We start from the raw sequence: 15,494 nt of genomic DNA on the forward strand, positions 1-15,494 counted from the left end.
TGTGGGAGCTGGCTTGCCTGCGATAGCGGTGGGCCAGCCAATGTTGAGGTGGCTGACACTCCGCTATCGCAGGCAAGCCAGCTCCCACACTTTCATGAAGTGCTCACACCTATCGTTTAGTCGCCCTTCGCAATTTCCCGCGCCGGATCCGTAATCCACTCACTCCACGACCCCGCATACAACTTGCCCAACGGATACCCCGCCAGGCTCAACGCAAACAGGTTATGGCAGGCCGTCACCCCAGACCCGCAATACGCCACCAACTCCTGCGGCGAGCGCCCTTGCAACTGCGCGGCAAAGCGTTGCTTGAGCTGATCAGCCGGTAAGAAACGACCATCACTGCCCAGGTTTTCACTGAACGCCGCCCACTGCGCGCCAGGGATATGTCCGGCAATCGGGTCGATGGGCTCTACTTCGCCACGAAAACGCGGCTGCGCGCGAGCGTCGATCAAGGTCAGACCGGGCTGGCCCAGGCGTTTTTGCAAGTGCTCGGCATCCAGCACCAGCCGATGATCCGGCGTACCGCTGAAGGTGCCCGGCTCAATCACTGGAGCATCCAGGCTCAAGGGGAAACCAGCGCTGTGCCAGGCCTTGAGGCCACCATCCAGAATAAACACGCCATCACGCTTGCCCAGCCAGGCCAGCAACCACCAGGCACGGGCGGCGTAGGCACCAGGGCCGTCGTCATACAGCACCACATCGGTGTTGGCGCTGATGCCCCAGGTTCGCAGTTGTTGGGCGAAGGTGTCCGCCGCAGGCAAAGGATGGCGGCCGGTTACGCCCTTGGTCACCGGGCCGCTCAGATGGCGCTCCAGATCGGCGTATTGCGCGCCCTCGATATGCCCTTCAGCGTAGCTGCACAGGCCGTAGTCCGGGTCTTCCAGGGCAAAGCGGCAATCCAGGATCACCAGCCCTGCCGACTTCTGGCGCTCGGCCAATTGCTGGGGGCTGATCAGTTGGGCAAGCGGCATGACTGACTCCTGTGAATACAAAGGGGAAAGGTCTTACTTCACTTCTTCCAGTGCCTGATTCAACGGCACGTAAAACTCTTTGAACAAGGCGTCCACCGCCTCTTTGGCCTGCGGCGTGACAAACCCTGCCTCCAATACCAGCACCTGGTACACCCCGCGCTTGATCGCCTCGGCGCTCAGGTGGGTGGACTTTTCGTTGGTGGTGCAAAGAAACCGCACCCAGGAGGTAAGGATGATCCAGGCATTGAGGGTCAGGGCTTCGGTTTGCACCGGGTCCATATTCAGAATGCCGGCATCGACAAACCCCTGGTAAATGGCGCCGCCCTGGATCAGGCAACGCTGGGAAAACCGCCGATAGCCAGTGGCCAGTTCCGGGTCGCTTTCGAGCAAATGTTCAAGGTCGCGGTGCAGAAAACGATAACGCCACATGCCCGCCAGTACGGCCTGCAGATAAAAGCGCTTGTCCTCCACCACCATCGTGCGCCCTTGGGGCGGGCGCAAAAAACTGTCTACCAGGGCTTCGTATTCGCGAAACAGCACGGCGATGATCGCCTGCTTGTTGGGGAAGTGGTAGTACAGGTTGCCCGGGGAAATTTCCATATGGGCGGCGATATGGTTGGTGCTGACACTGCGCTCGCCCTGCTGGTTAAAAAGCTCCAGGCTGGTTTGCACAATGCGCTCGCTGGTCTTTACTCGTGGTGCCATAGGGGATCAGCTTCCAAACACGGGATGGGGCATCTTACGGCCTATCCCGGCCAGGTTAAATCCGGATGTTACTGCAATGTTATTTGACAATTTAGAGCAATGACTCTAAAAATCCACGCAGACCTATAACAATCGGGAACCGCGCCATGTCTGCCAACGTTGCCTACCTGCAAGATACGCAGCCCCTGGATCACCTCCAGGATCTGTTCGAAGCCCAACGTCGTGCCTACGCCGCCAACCCGATGCCACCGGCCGCGCAACGCCAGCAATGGCTCAAGGCCCTGCGCGATGTGCTCAGCGACGAACGCCAGGCATTGATCACTGCGATCAGCCAGGACTTCAGCCATCGCAGCGCAGACGAAACCCTGTTCGCCGAACTGATGCCCAGCCTGCATGGCATTCACTATGCTGGCAAACACCTCAAGGGCTGGATGAAACCCTCCCGTCGCGCTGTAGGCATTGCCTTCCAGCCCGCCTCGGCCAAAGTCATTTACCAACCGTTGGGTGTCGTTGGCGTGATCGTGCCGTGGAACTACCCGCTGTACCTGGCCATCGGCCCACTGGTGGGCGCGTTGGCCGCTGGTAACCGGGTGATGCTCAAGCTCAGCGAATCCACACCGGCCACCGGCGAGCTGCTCAAGGCGCTGCTGGCCAGGATCTTCCCCGAGGACTTGGTGTGCGTAGTGCTGGGCGAAGCCGACGTGGGCGTGGCGTTTTCCGGGTTACGCTTTGATCATCTGCTGTTTACCGGTGCCACCAGCATTGGCAAACACGTGATGCGTGCGGCAGCCGAGAACCTCACGCCGGTCACCCTGGAGTTGGGCGGCAAGTCGCCCGCCATCGTCTCGGCCGATGTACCGCTCAAGGACGCCGCCGAACGTATCGCTTTCGGCAAAACCCTGAATGCCGGGCAAACCTGTGTGGCGCCAGACTATGTGCTGGTACCGGAAGACCGTGTCGAAGGGTTTGTCGAGGCGTATTCCAAGGCCGTGCGTGGGTTTTATCCGACATTGGCTGGCAACCCGGACTACACCGCCATCATCAACGAGCGGCAACTGGCCCGACTCAATGCCTACGCCAAGGACGCCACCGACAAAGGCGCCACCTTAATCCCCCTGTACGAGCAAGGCCAGGCGCGACGTATGGCCCACAGCCTGCTGCTGAATGTCAGCGACGACATGACGGTCATGCAGGACGAAATCTTCGGCCCGCTCTTGCCCATCGTGCCGTATCGCGGCCTTGACCAAGCCTTTGCCTACATCAACCAGCGCCCACGCCCACTGGCCCTGTATTACTTCGGCTACAACAAGAGCGAGCAAGAACGGGTGCTCCATGAGACCCATTCCGGCGGCGTGTGCCTGAACGACACCTTGCTGCACGTGGCCCAGGACGACATGCCGTTCGGCGGTATCGGCCCGTCGGGCATGGGCCATTACCACGGCCATGAAGGTTTCCTGACGTTCAGCAAGGCCAAGGGCGTGCTGGTCAAACAGCGCCTGAACGCGGCGAGGTTGATCTACCCGCCTTATGGCAAATCTATTCAGAAATTGATCCAGAAGTTGTTTATCCGCTGATAACCGTCACCTTCAGGACTATAAAAACAATGAGCCCCAGCCTGAACGATTCACCCGCACTGTCGCGGCGCGGCGTCTTGAAAATCGGCCTGTGCGCCAGCGCTTTTCTGGCTACCGCCGGGCTTGGCGCCAGCCTCAGCGGTTGCTCCAGCAGCACGCCGGCCAGTGGCTTCGCGATGTTGCGCGCCAGCGATTTACCGTTTTTGCGCGCGGTGATCCCGGTGCTGCTTGAAGGCGCGGCCAGCGCCGAGGCAGTGGCTGCGGGCATTGAAGACACCCTGAAAAAACTCGACTACAGCCTGCAGCACTTGTCGCCGGAGATGTTCAAGCTCACCCAGCAGTTATTCGACGTGCTCGGCATGGGCATCACCCGCGGCCCACTGACGGGTATCTGGGGCAGTTGGGAAAATGCCGGCAGCGAGCAGATCCGCAACTTTCTGCACCGCTGGGAAAACAGCTACCTGAACCTGCTGCGCATGGGCCAGGGCTCGTTGCTCAAGCTGGTGATCATGGCCTGGTATTTCCGGCCCGCCTCCTGGGCCCATTGCGGCTATCCCGGGCCGCCGAAGATCTGATTCGCATCCCTCACAATAAAAACAGAGACGACCCTGATGCCCGTACCCGATCTGTTCCGCGATGGCCTGGCCCGTGGCTGGAAAACCCACAATGGCGCCGCCCTCGACAACGACCTGACCCTGGAAGCCGATGTGGCCATCATCGGCAGCGGTGCCGGCGGCGGCACCACCGCCGAAATCCTCAGCGCGGCCGGCTATAAGGTGTTGTTGATCGAAGAGGGCCCACTCAAGACCAGCAGTGACTTCAAGCTGCTCGAAGACGAAGCCTACGCCAGCCTCTATCAAGAAGGCATCGGGCGCATGAGCAAGGACGGCGCTATCACCATCCTGCAAGGTCGGGCGGTGGGCGGCACCACCTTGATCAACTGGACTTCCAGTTTTCGTACACCCGACGCCACCCTCGCCCACTGGGCCGGCGAGTACGCGGTGAAGGGCCACAGCAGCGCCGAGATGGCGCCCTGGTTCGAAAAAATGGAACAGCGCCTGGGCATCGCTCCCTGGGCGCTGCCGCCGAATGCCAACAATGATGTGATCCGCAAAGGCTGCGAAAAGCTCGGCTACAGCTGGCATGTGATCCCGCGCAATGTGCGTGGCTGCTTCAACCTGGGTTATTGCGGCATGGGCTGCCCGGTGAACGCCAAGCAGTCGATGCTGGTGACCACCATCCCGTCCACCCTGGAAAAAGGCGGCGAGCTGCTGTACCTGGCCCGCGCCGAGCAGCTCAAATACAGCGGCGACACCATCAGCAGCCTGGAATGCGTGGCCATGGACGCGCGCTGCGTGGCACCGACCGGGCGCAAGATCACCGTAAAAGCCAGGCATTACGTGCTGTCGGGCGGAGGCATCAATAGCCCGGCCCTGCTGATGCGCTCGGACGCGCCCGACCCGCATTCGCGGCTGGGCAAGCGGACCTTCCTGCATCTGGTCAACTTCTCTGCGGGGTTGTTCGACGAGGTGATCAACCCGTTCTACGGGGCTCCGCAGTCGATTTACTCCGACCACTTCCAATGGCAGGACGGCGCGACCGGCAAAATGTCCTACAAGCTAGAAGCGCCACCCTTGCATCCAGGATTGGCCAGCACCTTGTTCGGCGGCTATGGCGCGCAGAACGCACTAGACATGAGCCAATTGCCTCACACCCACGCCATGCTCGCCCTGCTGCGCGACGGCTTCCACCCCGACAGTCCGGGCGGCCATGTGGAATTACGCGGTGATGGCACCCCCGTGCTCGATTATCAAGTTTCGCCCTACGCCTGGGACGGCCTGCGCCGGGCCTTCCACAGCATGGCCGAGATTCAGTTCGCGGCCGGGGCCAAATCAGTCAAGCCTTTGCATCACGACGCACAGTACGTGAACAGCCTGGCCGAAGCGCGCAGCGTGATTGACGGTTTGAGCCTAGAATTGCACCGCACAACACTGGGCAGTGCCCATGTGATGGGCGGTTGCGCCATGGGCGAGGATCCGAAAAACGCGGTAACCGATAGCCTCGGTCGCCACCACCAACTGCGTAACCTGTCGATTCATGACGGCTCCCTGTTTCCTACCAGCATCGGGGCAAATCCCCAATTGTCGGTGTATGGATTGAGTGCCCAACTGGCGTCAGCCTTGGCCGAACGTCTGAAAACAGCGTGAAAAACCGTTCGATTCACGGCATTTATCTACATAAGTCGACTTGGCCGACCGGGATGGCTGCGATACCATCCGGTTCCCCAACGGACTCCGCCAGGACGACGCGATGAACCGAGTGTTGTACCCAGGTACCTTCGACCCGATTACCAAAGGCCATGGCGATCTGGTCGAACGCGCCTCTCGCCTGTTCGACCATGTGATCATCGCGGTCGCGGCCAGCCCCAAGAAAAACCCGCTGTTTCCCCTGGAACAGCGCGTGGAGCTGGCGCAAGAGGTCACCAAGCACCTGCCGAATGTGGAAGTAGTGGGCTTTTCGACATTGCTGGCGCATTTCGCCAAGGAGCAGAACGCCAATGTATTCCTGCGCGGCCTGCGTGCGGTGTCGGATTTTGAATACGAATTCCAGCTGGCCAACATGAACCGCCAATTGGCGCCGGACGTGGAAAGCCTGTTCCTCACGCCGTCGGAGCGTTATTCGTTCATTTCTTCGACGTTGGTCCGTGAAATTGCCGCTTTGGGCGGAGATATCACCAAGTTCGTGCATCCAGCCGTAGCAGACGCACTGACATTGCGCTTCAAGAAGTAAGACTCATTGTGGCGAGGGAGCTTGCTCCCGCCGGACTGCGCAGCAGTCCCAATCCTTTCATCCCTCACCACAGAGACAGGCTCGCACTGCGGGCGTCAATGCGGCACAATTGCGCGCATTAGTTTTCAGATGCCTTGGCAGAGTGCCCTGGCAGGAGTTTCCATGTCCCTGATCATCACCGACGATTGCATCAATTGCGACGTCTGCGAACCCGAGTGCCCGAACGCCGCCATTTCCCAAGGCGAAGAGATCTACGTGATCGACCCCAACCTGTGCACCCAGTGCGTCGGTCACTACGACGAACCGCAGTGCCAGCAGGTTTGCCCGGTGGATTGCATTCCGCTGGATGAGGCACACCCTGAGACTGAAGAACAGTTGATGGAGAAGTACCGCAAGATTACCGGTAAGGCCTAAGCCTTTTCATTGCCCGTAAAGGCCTGATCGCAGGCAAGCCAGCGCCCACATTTGAATGTATTCACATATCCAAGTGTGGGAGCTGGCTTGCCTGCGATAGCGATCTCAGCCCTCACCCAGCAATCAGCTCTGGCACTTGGGGCAAAACACACTCGCCCGCTGCCCCAGCACCACATTGCGCAATTCGGTCCCGCAGACCTTGCACGCCTCGCCGCCACGGCCATACACGAACAGTTCCTGCTGGAAATATCCCGGCTGCCCGTCGCCGCCGATAAAGTCGCGCAGCGTGGTACCGCCCCGCTCGATGGCTGCGGCCAGCACTCGCTTGATCTCAATCGCCAACTTCAAATAGCGCCCGCGTGAAATGCCACCGGCGGCGCGACGCGGATCAATCCCCGCCGCAAACAGCGCTTCCGTCGCATAGATATTGCCCACGCCCACCACCACCGCGTTGTCCATGATGAACGGCTTCACCGCCATGGATTTGCCGCGCGACAGCTGGAACAAACGCTCACCGTCAAACAGTTCGGTCAACGGCTCCGGGCCCAGACGCAGCAGCAGTTCGTGGTTGTGCGGGTCCTGGCTCCAAAGCATCGCGCCAAAACGCCGTGGGTCGGTGTAGCGCAAGGCCATCCCCGACTCCAGCTCGATATCCACATGTTCATGCTTGGCCGCCGGCATACCGACCTCAACCAGACGCAGGTTGCCCGACATGCCCAAGTGACTGATCAAGGTGCCCACTTCGGCATTGATCAACAGGTACTTGGCACGCCGTTCCACCAGCACGATTCGCTGGCCGGACAGACGCACATCCAGGTCTTCCGGAATAGGCCAGCGCAGGCGCCGTTCACGCACCACCACGCGGCTGACGCGCTGGCCTTCCAGATGCGGGGCAATCCCGCGCCGGGTGGTTTCGACTTCTGGTAACTCGGGCATGTGTACCTCTTGAATAACGGGTCAGTGCGCGCCCAGTTCGCGGATCGACAACTTCAGGCTTTCGAAGTCGTAATCCGACAGGCCCACGTAATCCAGCACCAGGTGGCCGATTGCATCCCACTCATGGTCCACCGCCTGGTTACCCAGTACACGGTAAGACGAACAGATATGCTCAGCCATCTTCAAAATGGCCAGCAGGTTCTTGAGCTGCGGATTGCGCGACGACTCATCGCTGAAAATCGCCAGGGCGTTATGGTGATTGGCGATGGCGTCGGTGACATGCTCCGGCAGGCGCCAGGATTTGGCGGTGTAGTAGCCGACCACGGCATGATTGGTGTGGAACGCGTTGTTCTCCGTATCGACCACGCGGCACTCCGGGCCCGCGTTGGCGTACGCCTGTTCCAGCACGGACATGTAGTTGGGGAAGCGCTTGAGCATCAACGGCACGCCGCAATCGTGGAACAAGCCCAGGGCATAGGCTTCGTCGACGGTTTGCGAGCCGGTGCGCTTGGCCAGGGTGAGGCAGGTCATGGCCACATCCTGGGCGGTGTCCCAGAAACGGTTGAGGGTAACGATGGTGTCGTCGCTCATCTCGCCCTTGATCGACTGCGCGTTGATCAAGTTGATGATCGAACGGCTGCCCAACAGGTTCACCGCGCGCTGGATCGATGCAATTTTGTTGCTCAGGCCGTAATACGGCGAGTTGACGATCTTCAGCAGCGCACCGGACAAGCCCGGGTCCTGGGAGATTAACCGCGCAATCACTTCCAGATCCGGGTCGGGCATGTACTGCTCCATCTGCAAATCCACCATGATTTGCGGCTGGGGCGGCACGCTGATGCCTTGCAGGGCCTGTTGGATCTGCTCGGCGGAAAGCTCTTGGGACATAAATACACACTCTGGACTAGGCGCGAATTCTACCCCTTATGCAGACGTGGCCGACACCCAAAAACCCAAGTGAAACCCGATCGAATGTGGGAGCTGGCTTGCCTGCGATAGCATCACCACCGTACGTCTGATACACCGCACCGCCCGCATCGCAGGCAAGCCAGCTCCCACATGAAAGAGTGCGCAAAGGGTATACTCCCGCTCTTTTTTCCGGAGCGACGTCATGTCCCTGCCAAGCCTGCGTCTCAAAGCCAACGCCGATCGTCGTTTGCGCAACGGCCACCTGTGGGTCTACAGCAACGAAATCGACGTGGCCGCCACCCCACTCCACGGCTTCCAGGCAGGCGACCAGGCTATCCTGGAAGCGGCCGGCGGCAAGACCCTGGGCATCGTGGCCATGAGCCCGAACAACCTGATCTGCGCCCGCCTGCTGTCGCGCGACATCAAGTTGCCGCTGGACAAGTCGCTGCTGGTACACCGCCTCAACGTGGCTCTGTCGCTGCGTGATCGCCTGTTCGACAAGCCGTTCTACCGCCTGGTCTACGGTGATTCCGACCTGCTGCCGGGTCTGGTAGTCGACCGTTTCGGCGACATCCTGGTGGTGCAGATCGCTTCGGCGACCATGGAAGCGCATAAAGAAGACGTGATCGCTGCGCTCACCCAGGTGCTCAAGCCCAGCGGCATCCTGTTCAAGAACGACTCCGCCGCGCGTGACGCCGAAGGCCTCAACCGCTACGTCGAAACCGTTTTCGGCCTGGTGCCGGAGTGGGTGGCGCTGGAAGAGAACGGCGTCAAGTTCGAAGCCCCGGTGATCCAGGGCCAGAAAACCGGCTGGTTCTACGACCACCGCATGAACCGCGCCCGCCTGGCCCCGTATGCCAAGGGCAAGCGTGTACTGGACCTGTACAGCTACATCGGAGGCTGGGGCGTGCAAGCTGCCGCCTTCGGCGCCAGTGAAGTGTTCTGCGTCGACGCTTCGGCCTTCGCCCTCGACGGCGTCGAGCGCAACGCCGCGCTGAACGGCTTTGCCGAGAAGATGACCTGCATCGAAGGCGACGTCTTTGAAGCGCTTAAAGAACTGAAAGCAAGCGAAGAACGCTTCGACGTGATCGTCGCCGACCCACCGGCCTTCATCAAACGCAAAAAAGACATGAAAAACGGGGAAGGCGCCTACCGCCGTCTCAACGAGCAAGCCATGCGCCTGCTCAGCAAAGACGGCATCCTGGTCAGCGCGTCGTGCTCGATGCACCTGCCGGAAGACGATCTGCAGAACATCCTGCTGACCAGCGCCCGCCACCTGGACCGCAATATCCAGATGCTCGAACGCGGCGGCCAGGGCCCGGATCATCCTGTGCACCCGGCGATTGCCGAGACGCGGTATATCAAGAGCATTACGTGCCGGTTGTTGCCTAATAGCTGATTAACATCTGAATGGGGGATCCAAAATGGATCTCCCATGATTTCATTAAATTTAAGCCATTCCGCCCGACCGTATCTTACCGACTGCCTATTAAGCATAGAATAACTACTCCACGCCACTTCGCAGTACCAATCCGACAAAAAAACTCGAATATTCCTACGCATTTTTTTCTTGAAATTTCATCATTAAATCCTATCATTCAATTGTCACCGATGACGGCGACACTTTAATTGAATATAAAGTTAAAAATAAGGAGATCCAAAATGAAAAATATCAAACTGGAAACTTCCCACATCGCCAACTTGGCTTTCTTGGTAGCACTGAAAGCCCGCTAAGCAACTAAAACGCTGGGGAGTGCCGGCTACCCAGCGTTTTCCGCTCCGCACGGAGGCAGTGCAATGCAGATAAACCCTTATATATTTATACTCCCCAAAACACCTACAGCGATAGTTTGGAACTATAAAAATCACAAACAATACGAGCTCAATCTAGAATACTCGGTACGACTCACCAAACTGATAAACGATCCAAAAATCTTCGATAATTCAAACCCAATAGACACTCAGCTATTAGAAGCCGACATTTTGACAGACACACCGTCTACGCCAATTAATTGGGGCTGGGATGAGTTATCAAAAATTTTCCATATTGGCACCAAAAACATACCTTGCGACCAAATGCCCGAAAACGCAGACGAATGGGCGAGCATCTACTTAGACCATTGTGCAAAAACATTATCAACACCTCCCCCTCCAGACCGAATACACAAACACAAAGCTGACACTCCATTAATTCGCTTACCAGCACCTATTAACCTGTCAGAGAATTCACTTCAAAGTGCATTGCTCACCCGAAAAACCTGCCGTACATTCACAGGCGAATCCGTTGCCCTGCAAACCATAAGTACAATTCTTTACTTATGCTTAGGACACTTAAACGAAAGAGCAAACAATATTGATGAAAGTATTGCGAAAGGACTCGAAGCCCGAAGGAGCAGCCCTTCCGGTGGGGGATTAAACGCGTGTGAAGGTTTCCTTTACGCTAAAAATATAGATGGGTTGAAGCCGGGCATTTACGCTTATAACGCATCCGAGCACACTCTAAGCACTGTCAATACGCAACTGAAAACGGCATTGGGGCAAGTGCTTTCAGGACAGCACTTCATTAACGAACTCCCTGCAGGTCTCTTCATCACTTGTCGATTTGACAAACTCTGGTGGAAATACGAGCACTCACGAGCTTATCGAATGGCTTATGTCGAAGCGGGTCATATTTCACAAACCTACCAACTGGTCGCGACAGCGATGGGACTGAGCACTTGGTTAACGGGCGCACTTACAGACAATCAAGTTGAATCCTTATTAGGATTTGAAGAAAACAATCCTGAACAAGTTTTATTTTTTGTTGGGTGCGGTAAAAGCGACGGACAAGTGATATGCAGGGAACTAAAATCGCTGCTAAACAACCGAGGGTAGGAATCATGGTTGAGCCGCTCATCGACTCTGATCTGTGGAAAGCCAGCTTCACTCTTGGAGACTGGAACACCCGCGCATCAGTAAGAACCAGTAATTACCAATACAAGTTACCTCCAGATTTAGAAAAACAGCTGGAGTCAAGAGATTGGTTTCCTCCCGCCCTACTTCCCTATCTTAAACATCCGGAAGTCAAATTAGCCGACAAAGCCATCACTAAGCGTCTCTGCGCCAATCACTTAGTAAACTTCCTAAACTACACAACACTACTTGAACACCAGATCGTTAATCGCTCCGTAGAAATAATAATTCATGACGAGCTTGAATTTACGATACCTTCTCGTATGAAAACAGCGGCACTGCAGCTTTACACTGACGAAGGTTATCACGCGCTATTCTCCTATCAGCTTGCCGAACAAGTCAGTAAATTTTATGATATGGCAACTCAATCAAATATCCACAGACGAATAACAAAACTCAATCAGCTAATCGATACCACCCCGAATAAGCAGAAGTCGATCACGTGGCTTCTAATTGGTTTCGTATCGGAAACCATCATTGCAAAAGATCTACGTGATGTTTATCAAAAAAACTTGGTCTGCTGCGTTCAGGAGATGCTCAAAGATCACCTCGCTGACGAGGCCCGACACAGTCGATATTTTAGCGAAGTCTTTCATTATTTGTGGATTCAGATGAGTGACGAGCAACGAACTTTATCTGCCAAACAGCTCTTAGATATTATCCTTATTTTCTTCGAGACGGATAAAAAATGGCTCGAATTGAGTTTACGAAGCGTGCAATTAAGTGAGACCACTGTCGATCAAGTCGTGACCATGATGGCTGACCCGCACGCCCATATTCTTCGCGCTCGCGAAGGTGCCAACACCACATTTCAAGCATTGAAAAAAGCAGGTTTTTTTAAACGAACTGATATTCGCCAGCTGTTCTCAAATGTGGGGCTTATAGATGAGTAAGACACGTACCGCTAACGGTAACAAAAAAAGACAAAGGTCGGCGATCGTGCTATTAATGACCATGGTGTTACTTGGTGTTTTCCCTCTAGATGTCTTACTCCCTTCTTTCCCCGCACTGGCTGAACACTTTCAAAATAAACCTTCGGATATTGCGTTCTCTATTAGCCTTTTTGCTATCGGTATCTCCCTATCACAACTTTTAATCGGACCACTCTCAGATATCGTAGGGCGCAAGGAGTTGTTGATTGGCGGGATGGTTGTATCCATTGCAGGTGCCACCGGTTGCGTATTCTCGACCGAATATATGTGGTTTCTGATATTTAGAATGGTCCAAGCCATCGGTTGCGGCTGCTTCGTGCTGTCACAGGCGTTGGTTCAGGATATGTTTGAAGGTAAAGAAAGGGACCAGTTGAGAATTCTGATGATCACGGCGAGTGGTATTTTTATTTCAATATCTCCGCTACTTGGTAGTGTACTGCAACAGCTTTGTGGCTGGCCTGGCAGCTTTTTTCTTTTTATCGTATTGGCCCTTGGCGTTTTGTCAAAAGCGTATTTTTTACTAGACAATCATCATGTAAACTCTCATCCAAAAGAAGATATTTTCTGCGCTTATCAACGGGTACTCAGCAACCGCAGTTTCGTCGGTTACTGGCTAATTGCAGCAATTGCTTTCGCCTGCCACTTTTCATTCATCGTCATATCACCGCTCATCTTCATGGATCAGTTGCAGCTATCCACTTATGAATTCTCACTAACCTTGCTACTTTACGGCGCGGCGTATATTGCTGGCGGCATCGTAGCTCGCATACTCGCTAATAGGCTGGCGCCCAAGGTTCAAATCGTGCTCGGCTTGGCCCTGATTTTTTGTTCTGGGCTATTGATGCTCTTTTTTTCCAGCACTTTTGAGCTTTCAACGATGACAGTATTAATCCCAATGATCGTCTGCACCACCGGAACTACCATTTGTCGGCCCATCGCCACCTCTAAAGCTATGGACGTGTTTCCGGAAAATGCAGGCACCGCGGCGTCGGCTGGGAACACTTTAATTTTTATACTGGGTGGATTGATTAGCGCATTGATCAACATGAGTACAGATAACCCGCAGATGACCCTGGCATTAGCTTTTTTGCTGCTGAGTACAGCGGCCCTCGTGTTGAATTCGTTGATTTCACGTCGCCTGGAATTGCTGAACGTCGGTTGAACCCGCCAATACACATACCCCCATTCCCTCCAGCCGCCAGCGGTGTAGAATCGGCCCTATTCATCGCCAGTCATCCCCCGGCGGGTTTATGAGCTCGAGGCCCAAGCAAGCGGCGATCCCGCGATGCGAGTGGCAACTTCCGGACACACGGCCATTTTCTGAGTGTTCCAGTCGTCAATTAGAAGCTCACTCCCCTTTAGTACTTGATTAGCCGCCCGGAGTGCTCCAATGCCTGATTACCGCTCGAAAACATCCACCCACGGCCGCAACATGGCCGGCGCGCGCGCGCTGTGGCGTGCCACGGGGATGAAAGATGACGACTTCAAAAAGCCGATCATCGCGATTGCCAACTCGTTCACCCAGTTCGTGCCGGGCCATGTCCACCTCAAGGACCTCGGCCAACTGGTCGCCCGCGAGATCGAACGCGCCGGTGGCGTGGCAAAAGAATTCAACACCATCGCCGTGGACGATGGCATCGCCATGGGCCATGACGGCATGCTGTACTCCCTGCCGAGCCGCGAGATCATCGCCGACTCCGTGGAGTACATGGTCAACGCCCACTGCGCCGACGCCATCGTGTGCATCTCCAACTGCGACAAGATCACCCCTGGCATGTTGATGGCTGCCTTGCGCCTGAACATCCCAGTGATCTTCGTTTCCGGCGGGCCGATGGAAGCCGGCAAGACCAAACTCGCGTCCCACGGACTCGACCTGGTCGACGCCATGGTGATCGCCGCCGATTCCAGCGCTTCTGACGAGAAGGTCGCGGAATACGAGCGCAGCGCGTGCCCGACTTGTGGTTCGTGCTCCGGCATGTTCACCGCCAACTCGATGAACTGCCTGGTGGAAGCCCTGGGTCTCGCCCTGCCGGGCAACGGTTCCACACTGGCCACTCACAGCGACCGCGAGCAGTTGTTCCTGCAGGCCGGCCGCACCATCGTCGAGCTGTGCAAGCGTTACTACGGCGAGAACGATGAGTCGGTGTTGCCGCGCAATATCGCCAACTTCAAGGCGTTCGAAAACGCCATGACCCTGGACATCGCCATGGGCGGTTCCACCAACACCATCCTGCACCTGCTGGCCGCCGCCCAGGAAGCCGAGATCGATTTCGACCTGCGCGACATCGACCGCCTGTCCCGCCACGTGCCGCAACTGTGCAAGGTCGCGCCGAATATTCAGAAGTACCACATGGAAGACGTGCACCGCGCCGGCGGGATCTTCTCGATCCTCGGTTCCCTTGCCCGTGGCGGCCTGCTGCACACTGACCTGCCGACCGTGCACAGCAAGTCCATCGCCGAAGGCATCGCCAAGTGGGACATCACCCAGACCGACGACGAAGCCGTGCACACCTTCTTCAAGGCCGGCCCGGCCGGTATTCCGACGCAGACGGCGTTCAGCCAGTCGACCCGCTGGGACACCCTGGACGACGACCGTGAAAACGGCTGCATCCGCAGTGTCGAGCACGCCTACTCGCAAGAAGGTGGCCTGGCCGTGCTGTACGGCAACATCGCCCTGGACGGCTGTGTGGTGAAAACGGCAGGTGTGGATGAATCCATCCACGTTTTCGAAGGCCGCGCCAAGATCTACGAGAGCCAGGACAGCTCGGTACGCGGCATCCTCGCGGACGAAGTCAAGGAAGGCGACATCGTAATCATCCGCTACGAAGGCCCCAAAGGCGGCCCGGGTATGCAGGAGATGCTTTACCCCACCTCCTACCTGAAATCCAAAGGCCTGGGCAAAGCCTGCGCCCTACTGACCGACGGTCGTTTCTCCGGCGGTACTTCGGGCCTGTCCATCGGTCACGCTTCCCCGGAAGCCGCTGCCGGTGGCGCGATTGGCCTGGTGCAGGATGGCGACAAGGTGCTGATCGACATTCCGAACCGCTCGATCAACCTGTTGATCAGCGATGAAGAACTGGCAGCACGCCGGGTTGAGCAGGACAAGAAAGGCTGGAAGCCAGTGGAGAAGCGTCCGCGTAAAGTCACCACCGCATTGAAGGCCTACGCGTTGTTGGCCACCAGTGCCGACAAGGGTGCCGTACGCAACAAAGCCATGCTCGACGGCCTGTAAGCCCCGCGCGTAAAAATGCCCCGCCAGGTGCGGGGCATTTTTATGCCTGGAAATCCCATATGGGACGGGGCTTACCCCT

Annotated in this window: 14 protein-coding genes; 10 read left to right on the plus strand and 4 right to left on the minus strand. The window is 56.8% G+C overall.

The genetic code is table 11. The annotated features are described in order from the left end of the window. Positions 1–116 precede the first annotated feature (116 nt). A complete protein-coding gene (locus tag JFT63_RS13495; RefSeq protein ID WP_198844139.1) occupies positions 117–971 on the minus strand; it encodes a sulfurtransferase in 855 nt (284 codons plus the stop codon). Positions 972–1,004: 33 nt separating this feature from the next. Then, the gene (locus JFT63_RS13500) at positions 1,005–1,676 is read right to left on the minus strand and encodes a TetR/AcrR family transcriptional regulator (RefSeq protein WP_005792294.1); all 672 of its coding nucleotides are present in this window, start codon (positions 1,674–1,676) and stop codon (positions 1,005–1,007) included. 146 nt (positions 1,677–1,822) lie between these two features. Here JFT63_RS13500 and JFT63_RS13505 point away from each other — a divergent pair, with 146 nt between their 5' ends. The 5 genes from JFT63_RS13505 (at position 1,823) to JFT63_RS13525 (ending at position 6,454) form a co-directional block, all read left to right on the plus strand. Next, the gene (locus JFT63_RS13505; protein ID WP_198844140.1) at positions 1,823–3,250 is read left to right on the plus strand and encodes a coniferyl aldehyde dehydrogenase; all 1,428 of its coding nucleotides are present in this window, start codon (positions 1,823–1,825) and stop codon (positions 3,248–3,250) included. A 29-nt stretch (positions 3,251–3,279) separates the two neighbouring features. Continuing rightward, a complete protein-coding gene (locus JFT63_RS13510; RefSeq protein ID WP_186561594.1) occupies positions 3,280–3,825 on the plus strand; it encodes a twin-arginine translocation pathway signal protein in 546 nt (181 codons plus the stop codon). A gap of 36 nt (positions 3,826–3,861) precedes the next feature. After that, complete coding sequence (locus tag JFT63_RS13515) at positions 3,862–5,457, plus strand: GMC family oxidoreductase (protein WP_198844141.1); 1,596 nt, start codon at positions 3,862–3,864, stop codon at positions 5,455–5,457. A gap of 103 nt (positions 5,458–5,560) precedes the next feature. Continuing rightward, on the plus strand, positions 5,561–6,040 hold the full coding sequence (coaD, locus tag JFT63_RS13520) for a pantetheine-phosphate adenylyltransferase (RefSeq protein ID WP_003195136.1): 480 nt from the start codon (positions 5,561–5,563) through the stop codon (positions 6,038–6,040). 162 nt (positions 6,041–6,202) lie between these two features. Next, complete coding sequence (locus JFT63_RS13525) at positions 6,203–6,454, plus strand: YfhL family 4Fe-4S dicluster ferredoxin (protein WP_003195146.1); 252 nt, start codon at positions 6,203–6,205, stop codon at positions 6,452–6,454. Between the two features lie 123 nt (positions 6,455–6,577). On the opposite strand, the gene mutM is transcribed toward JFT63_RS13525, so the two are convergent. Further along, a complete protein-coding gene (gene mutM, locus JFT63_RS13530) occupies positions 6,578–7,390 on the minus strand; it encodes a bifunctional DNA-formamidopyrimidine glycosylase/DNA-(apurinic or apyrimidinic site) lyase (protein ID WP_057702099.1) in 813 nt (270 codons plus the stop codon). Positions 7,391–7,411: 21 nt separating this feature from the next. Continuing rightward, complete coding sequence (locus JFT63_RS13535) at positions 7,412–8,224, minus strand: HDOD domain-containing protein (RefSeq protein WP_186561648.1); 813 nt, start codon at positions 8,222–8,224, stop codon at positions 7,412–7,414. Between the two features lie 277 nt (positions 8,225–8,501). On the opposite strand from JFT63_RS13535, the gene JFT63_RS13540 reads away from it, so the two are divergent. From JFT63_RS13540 to ilvD, 5 genes are all read left to right on the plus strand, one after another. Continuing rightward, a complete protein-coding gene (locus JFT63_RS13540; protein ID WP_003195152.1) occupies positions 8,502–9,698 on the plus strand; it encodes a class I SAM-dependent rRNA methyltransferase in 1,197 nt (398 codons plus the stop codon). Positions 9,699–10,096: 398 nt separating this feature from the next. Further along, entirely contained in the window at positions 10,097–11,173 is a 1,077-nt protein-coding gene (locus tag JFT63_RS13545; protein ID WP_198844142.1) for a SagB family peptide dehydrogenase, read from the plus strand. A gap of 5 nt (positions 11,174–11,178) precedes the next feature. Next, a complete protein-coding gene (locus JFT63_RS13550; protein WP_198844165.1) occupies positions 11,179–12,144 on the plus strand; it encodes a diiron oxygenase in 966 nt (321 codons plus the stop codon). Continuing rightward, the gene (locus tag JFT63_RS13555) at positions 12,137–13,345 is read left to right on the plus strand and encodes an MFS transporter (RefSeq protein WP_198844143.1); all 1,209 of its coding nucleotides are present in this window, start codon (positions 12,137–12,139) and stop codon (positions 13,343–13,345) included. The genes JFT63_RS13550 and JFT63_RS13555 overlap by 8 nt, the downstream gene beginning before the upstream one ends. A 228-nt stretch (positions 13,346–13,573) precedes the next feature. Beyond that, positions 13,574–15,415: a dihydroxy-acid dehydratase gene (gene ilvD, locus JFT63_RS13560; RefSeq protein ID WP_003195159.1), complete on the plus strand. Its 1,842-nt coding sequence runs from the start codon at positions 13,574–13,576 to the stop codon at positions 15,413–15,415. The last annotated feature ends 79 nt before the right edge of the window (positions 15,416–15,494 follow it).

Source organism: Pseudomonas sp. MF7453 (assembly GCF_016405455.1).
GTDB lineage: Bacteria > Pseudomonadota > Gammaproteobacteria > Pseudomonadales > Pseudomonadaceae > Aquipseudomonas > Aquipseudomonas paralactis.

Coding starts and splice junctions, on each gene's coding strand:
- JFT63_RS13495 (WP_198844139.1), bottom strand. CDS start 971: ATGCCGCTTGCCCAACTGATCAGCCCCCAGCAATTGGCCGAGCGCCAG.
- JFT63_RS13500 (WP_005792294.1), bottom strand. CDS start 1,676: ATGGCACCACGAGTAAAGACCAGCGAGCGCATTGTGCAAACCAGCCTG.
- JFT63_RS13505 (WP_198844140.1), top strand. CDS start 1,823: ATGTCTGCCAACGTTGCCTACCTGCAAGATACGCAGCCCCTGGATCAC.
- JFT63_RS13510 (WP_186561594.1), top strand. CDS start 3,280: ATGAGCCCCAGCCTGAACGATTCACCCGCACTGTCGCGGCGCGGCGTC.
- JFT63_RS13515 (WP_198844141.1), top strand. CDS start 3,862: ATGCCCGTACCCGATCTGTTCCGCGATGGCCTGGCCCGTGGCTGGAAA.
- coaD (WP_003195136.1), top strand. CDS start 5,561: ATGAACCGAGTGTTGTACCCAGGTACCTTCGACCCGATTACCAAAGGC.
- JFT63_RS13525 (WP_003195146.1), top strand. CDS start 6,203: ATGTCCCTGATCATCACCGACGATTGCATCAATTGCGACGTCTGCGAA.
- mutM (WP_057702099.1), bottom strand. CDS start 7,390: ATGCCCGAGTTACCAGAAGTCGAAACCACCCGGCGCGGGATTGCCCCG.
- JFT63_RS13540 (WP_003195152.1), top strand. CDS start 8,502: ATGTCCCTGCCAAGCCTGCGTCTCAAAGCCAACGCCGATCGTCGTTTG.
- JFT63_RS13545 (WP_198844142.1), top strand. CDS start 10,097: ATGCAGATAAACCCTTATATATTTATACTCCCCAAAACACCTACAGCG.
- JFT63_RS13550 (WP_198844165.1), top strand. CDS start 11,179: ATGGTTGAGCCGCTCATCGACTCTGATCTGTGGAAAGCCAGCTTCACT.
- JFT63_RS13555 (WP_198844143.1), top strand. CDS start 12,137: ATGAGTAAGACACGTACCGCTAACGGTAACAAAAAAAGACAAAGGTCG.
- ilvD (WP_003195159.1), top strand. CDS start 13,574: ATGCCTGATTACCGCTCGAAAACATCCACCCACGGCCGCAACATGGCC.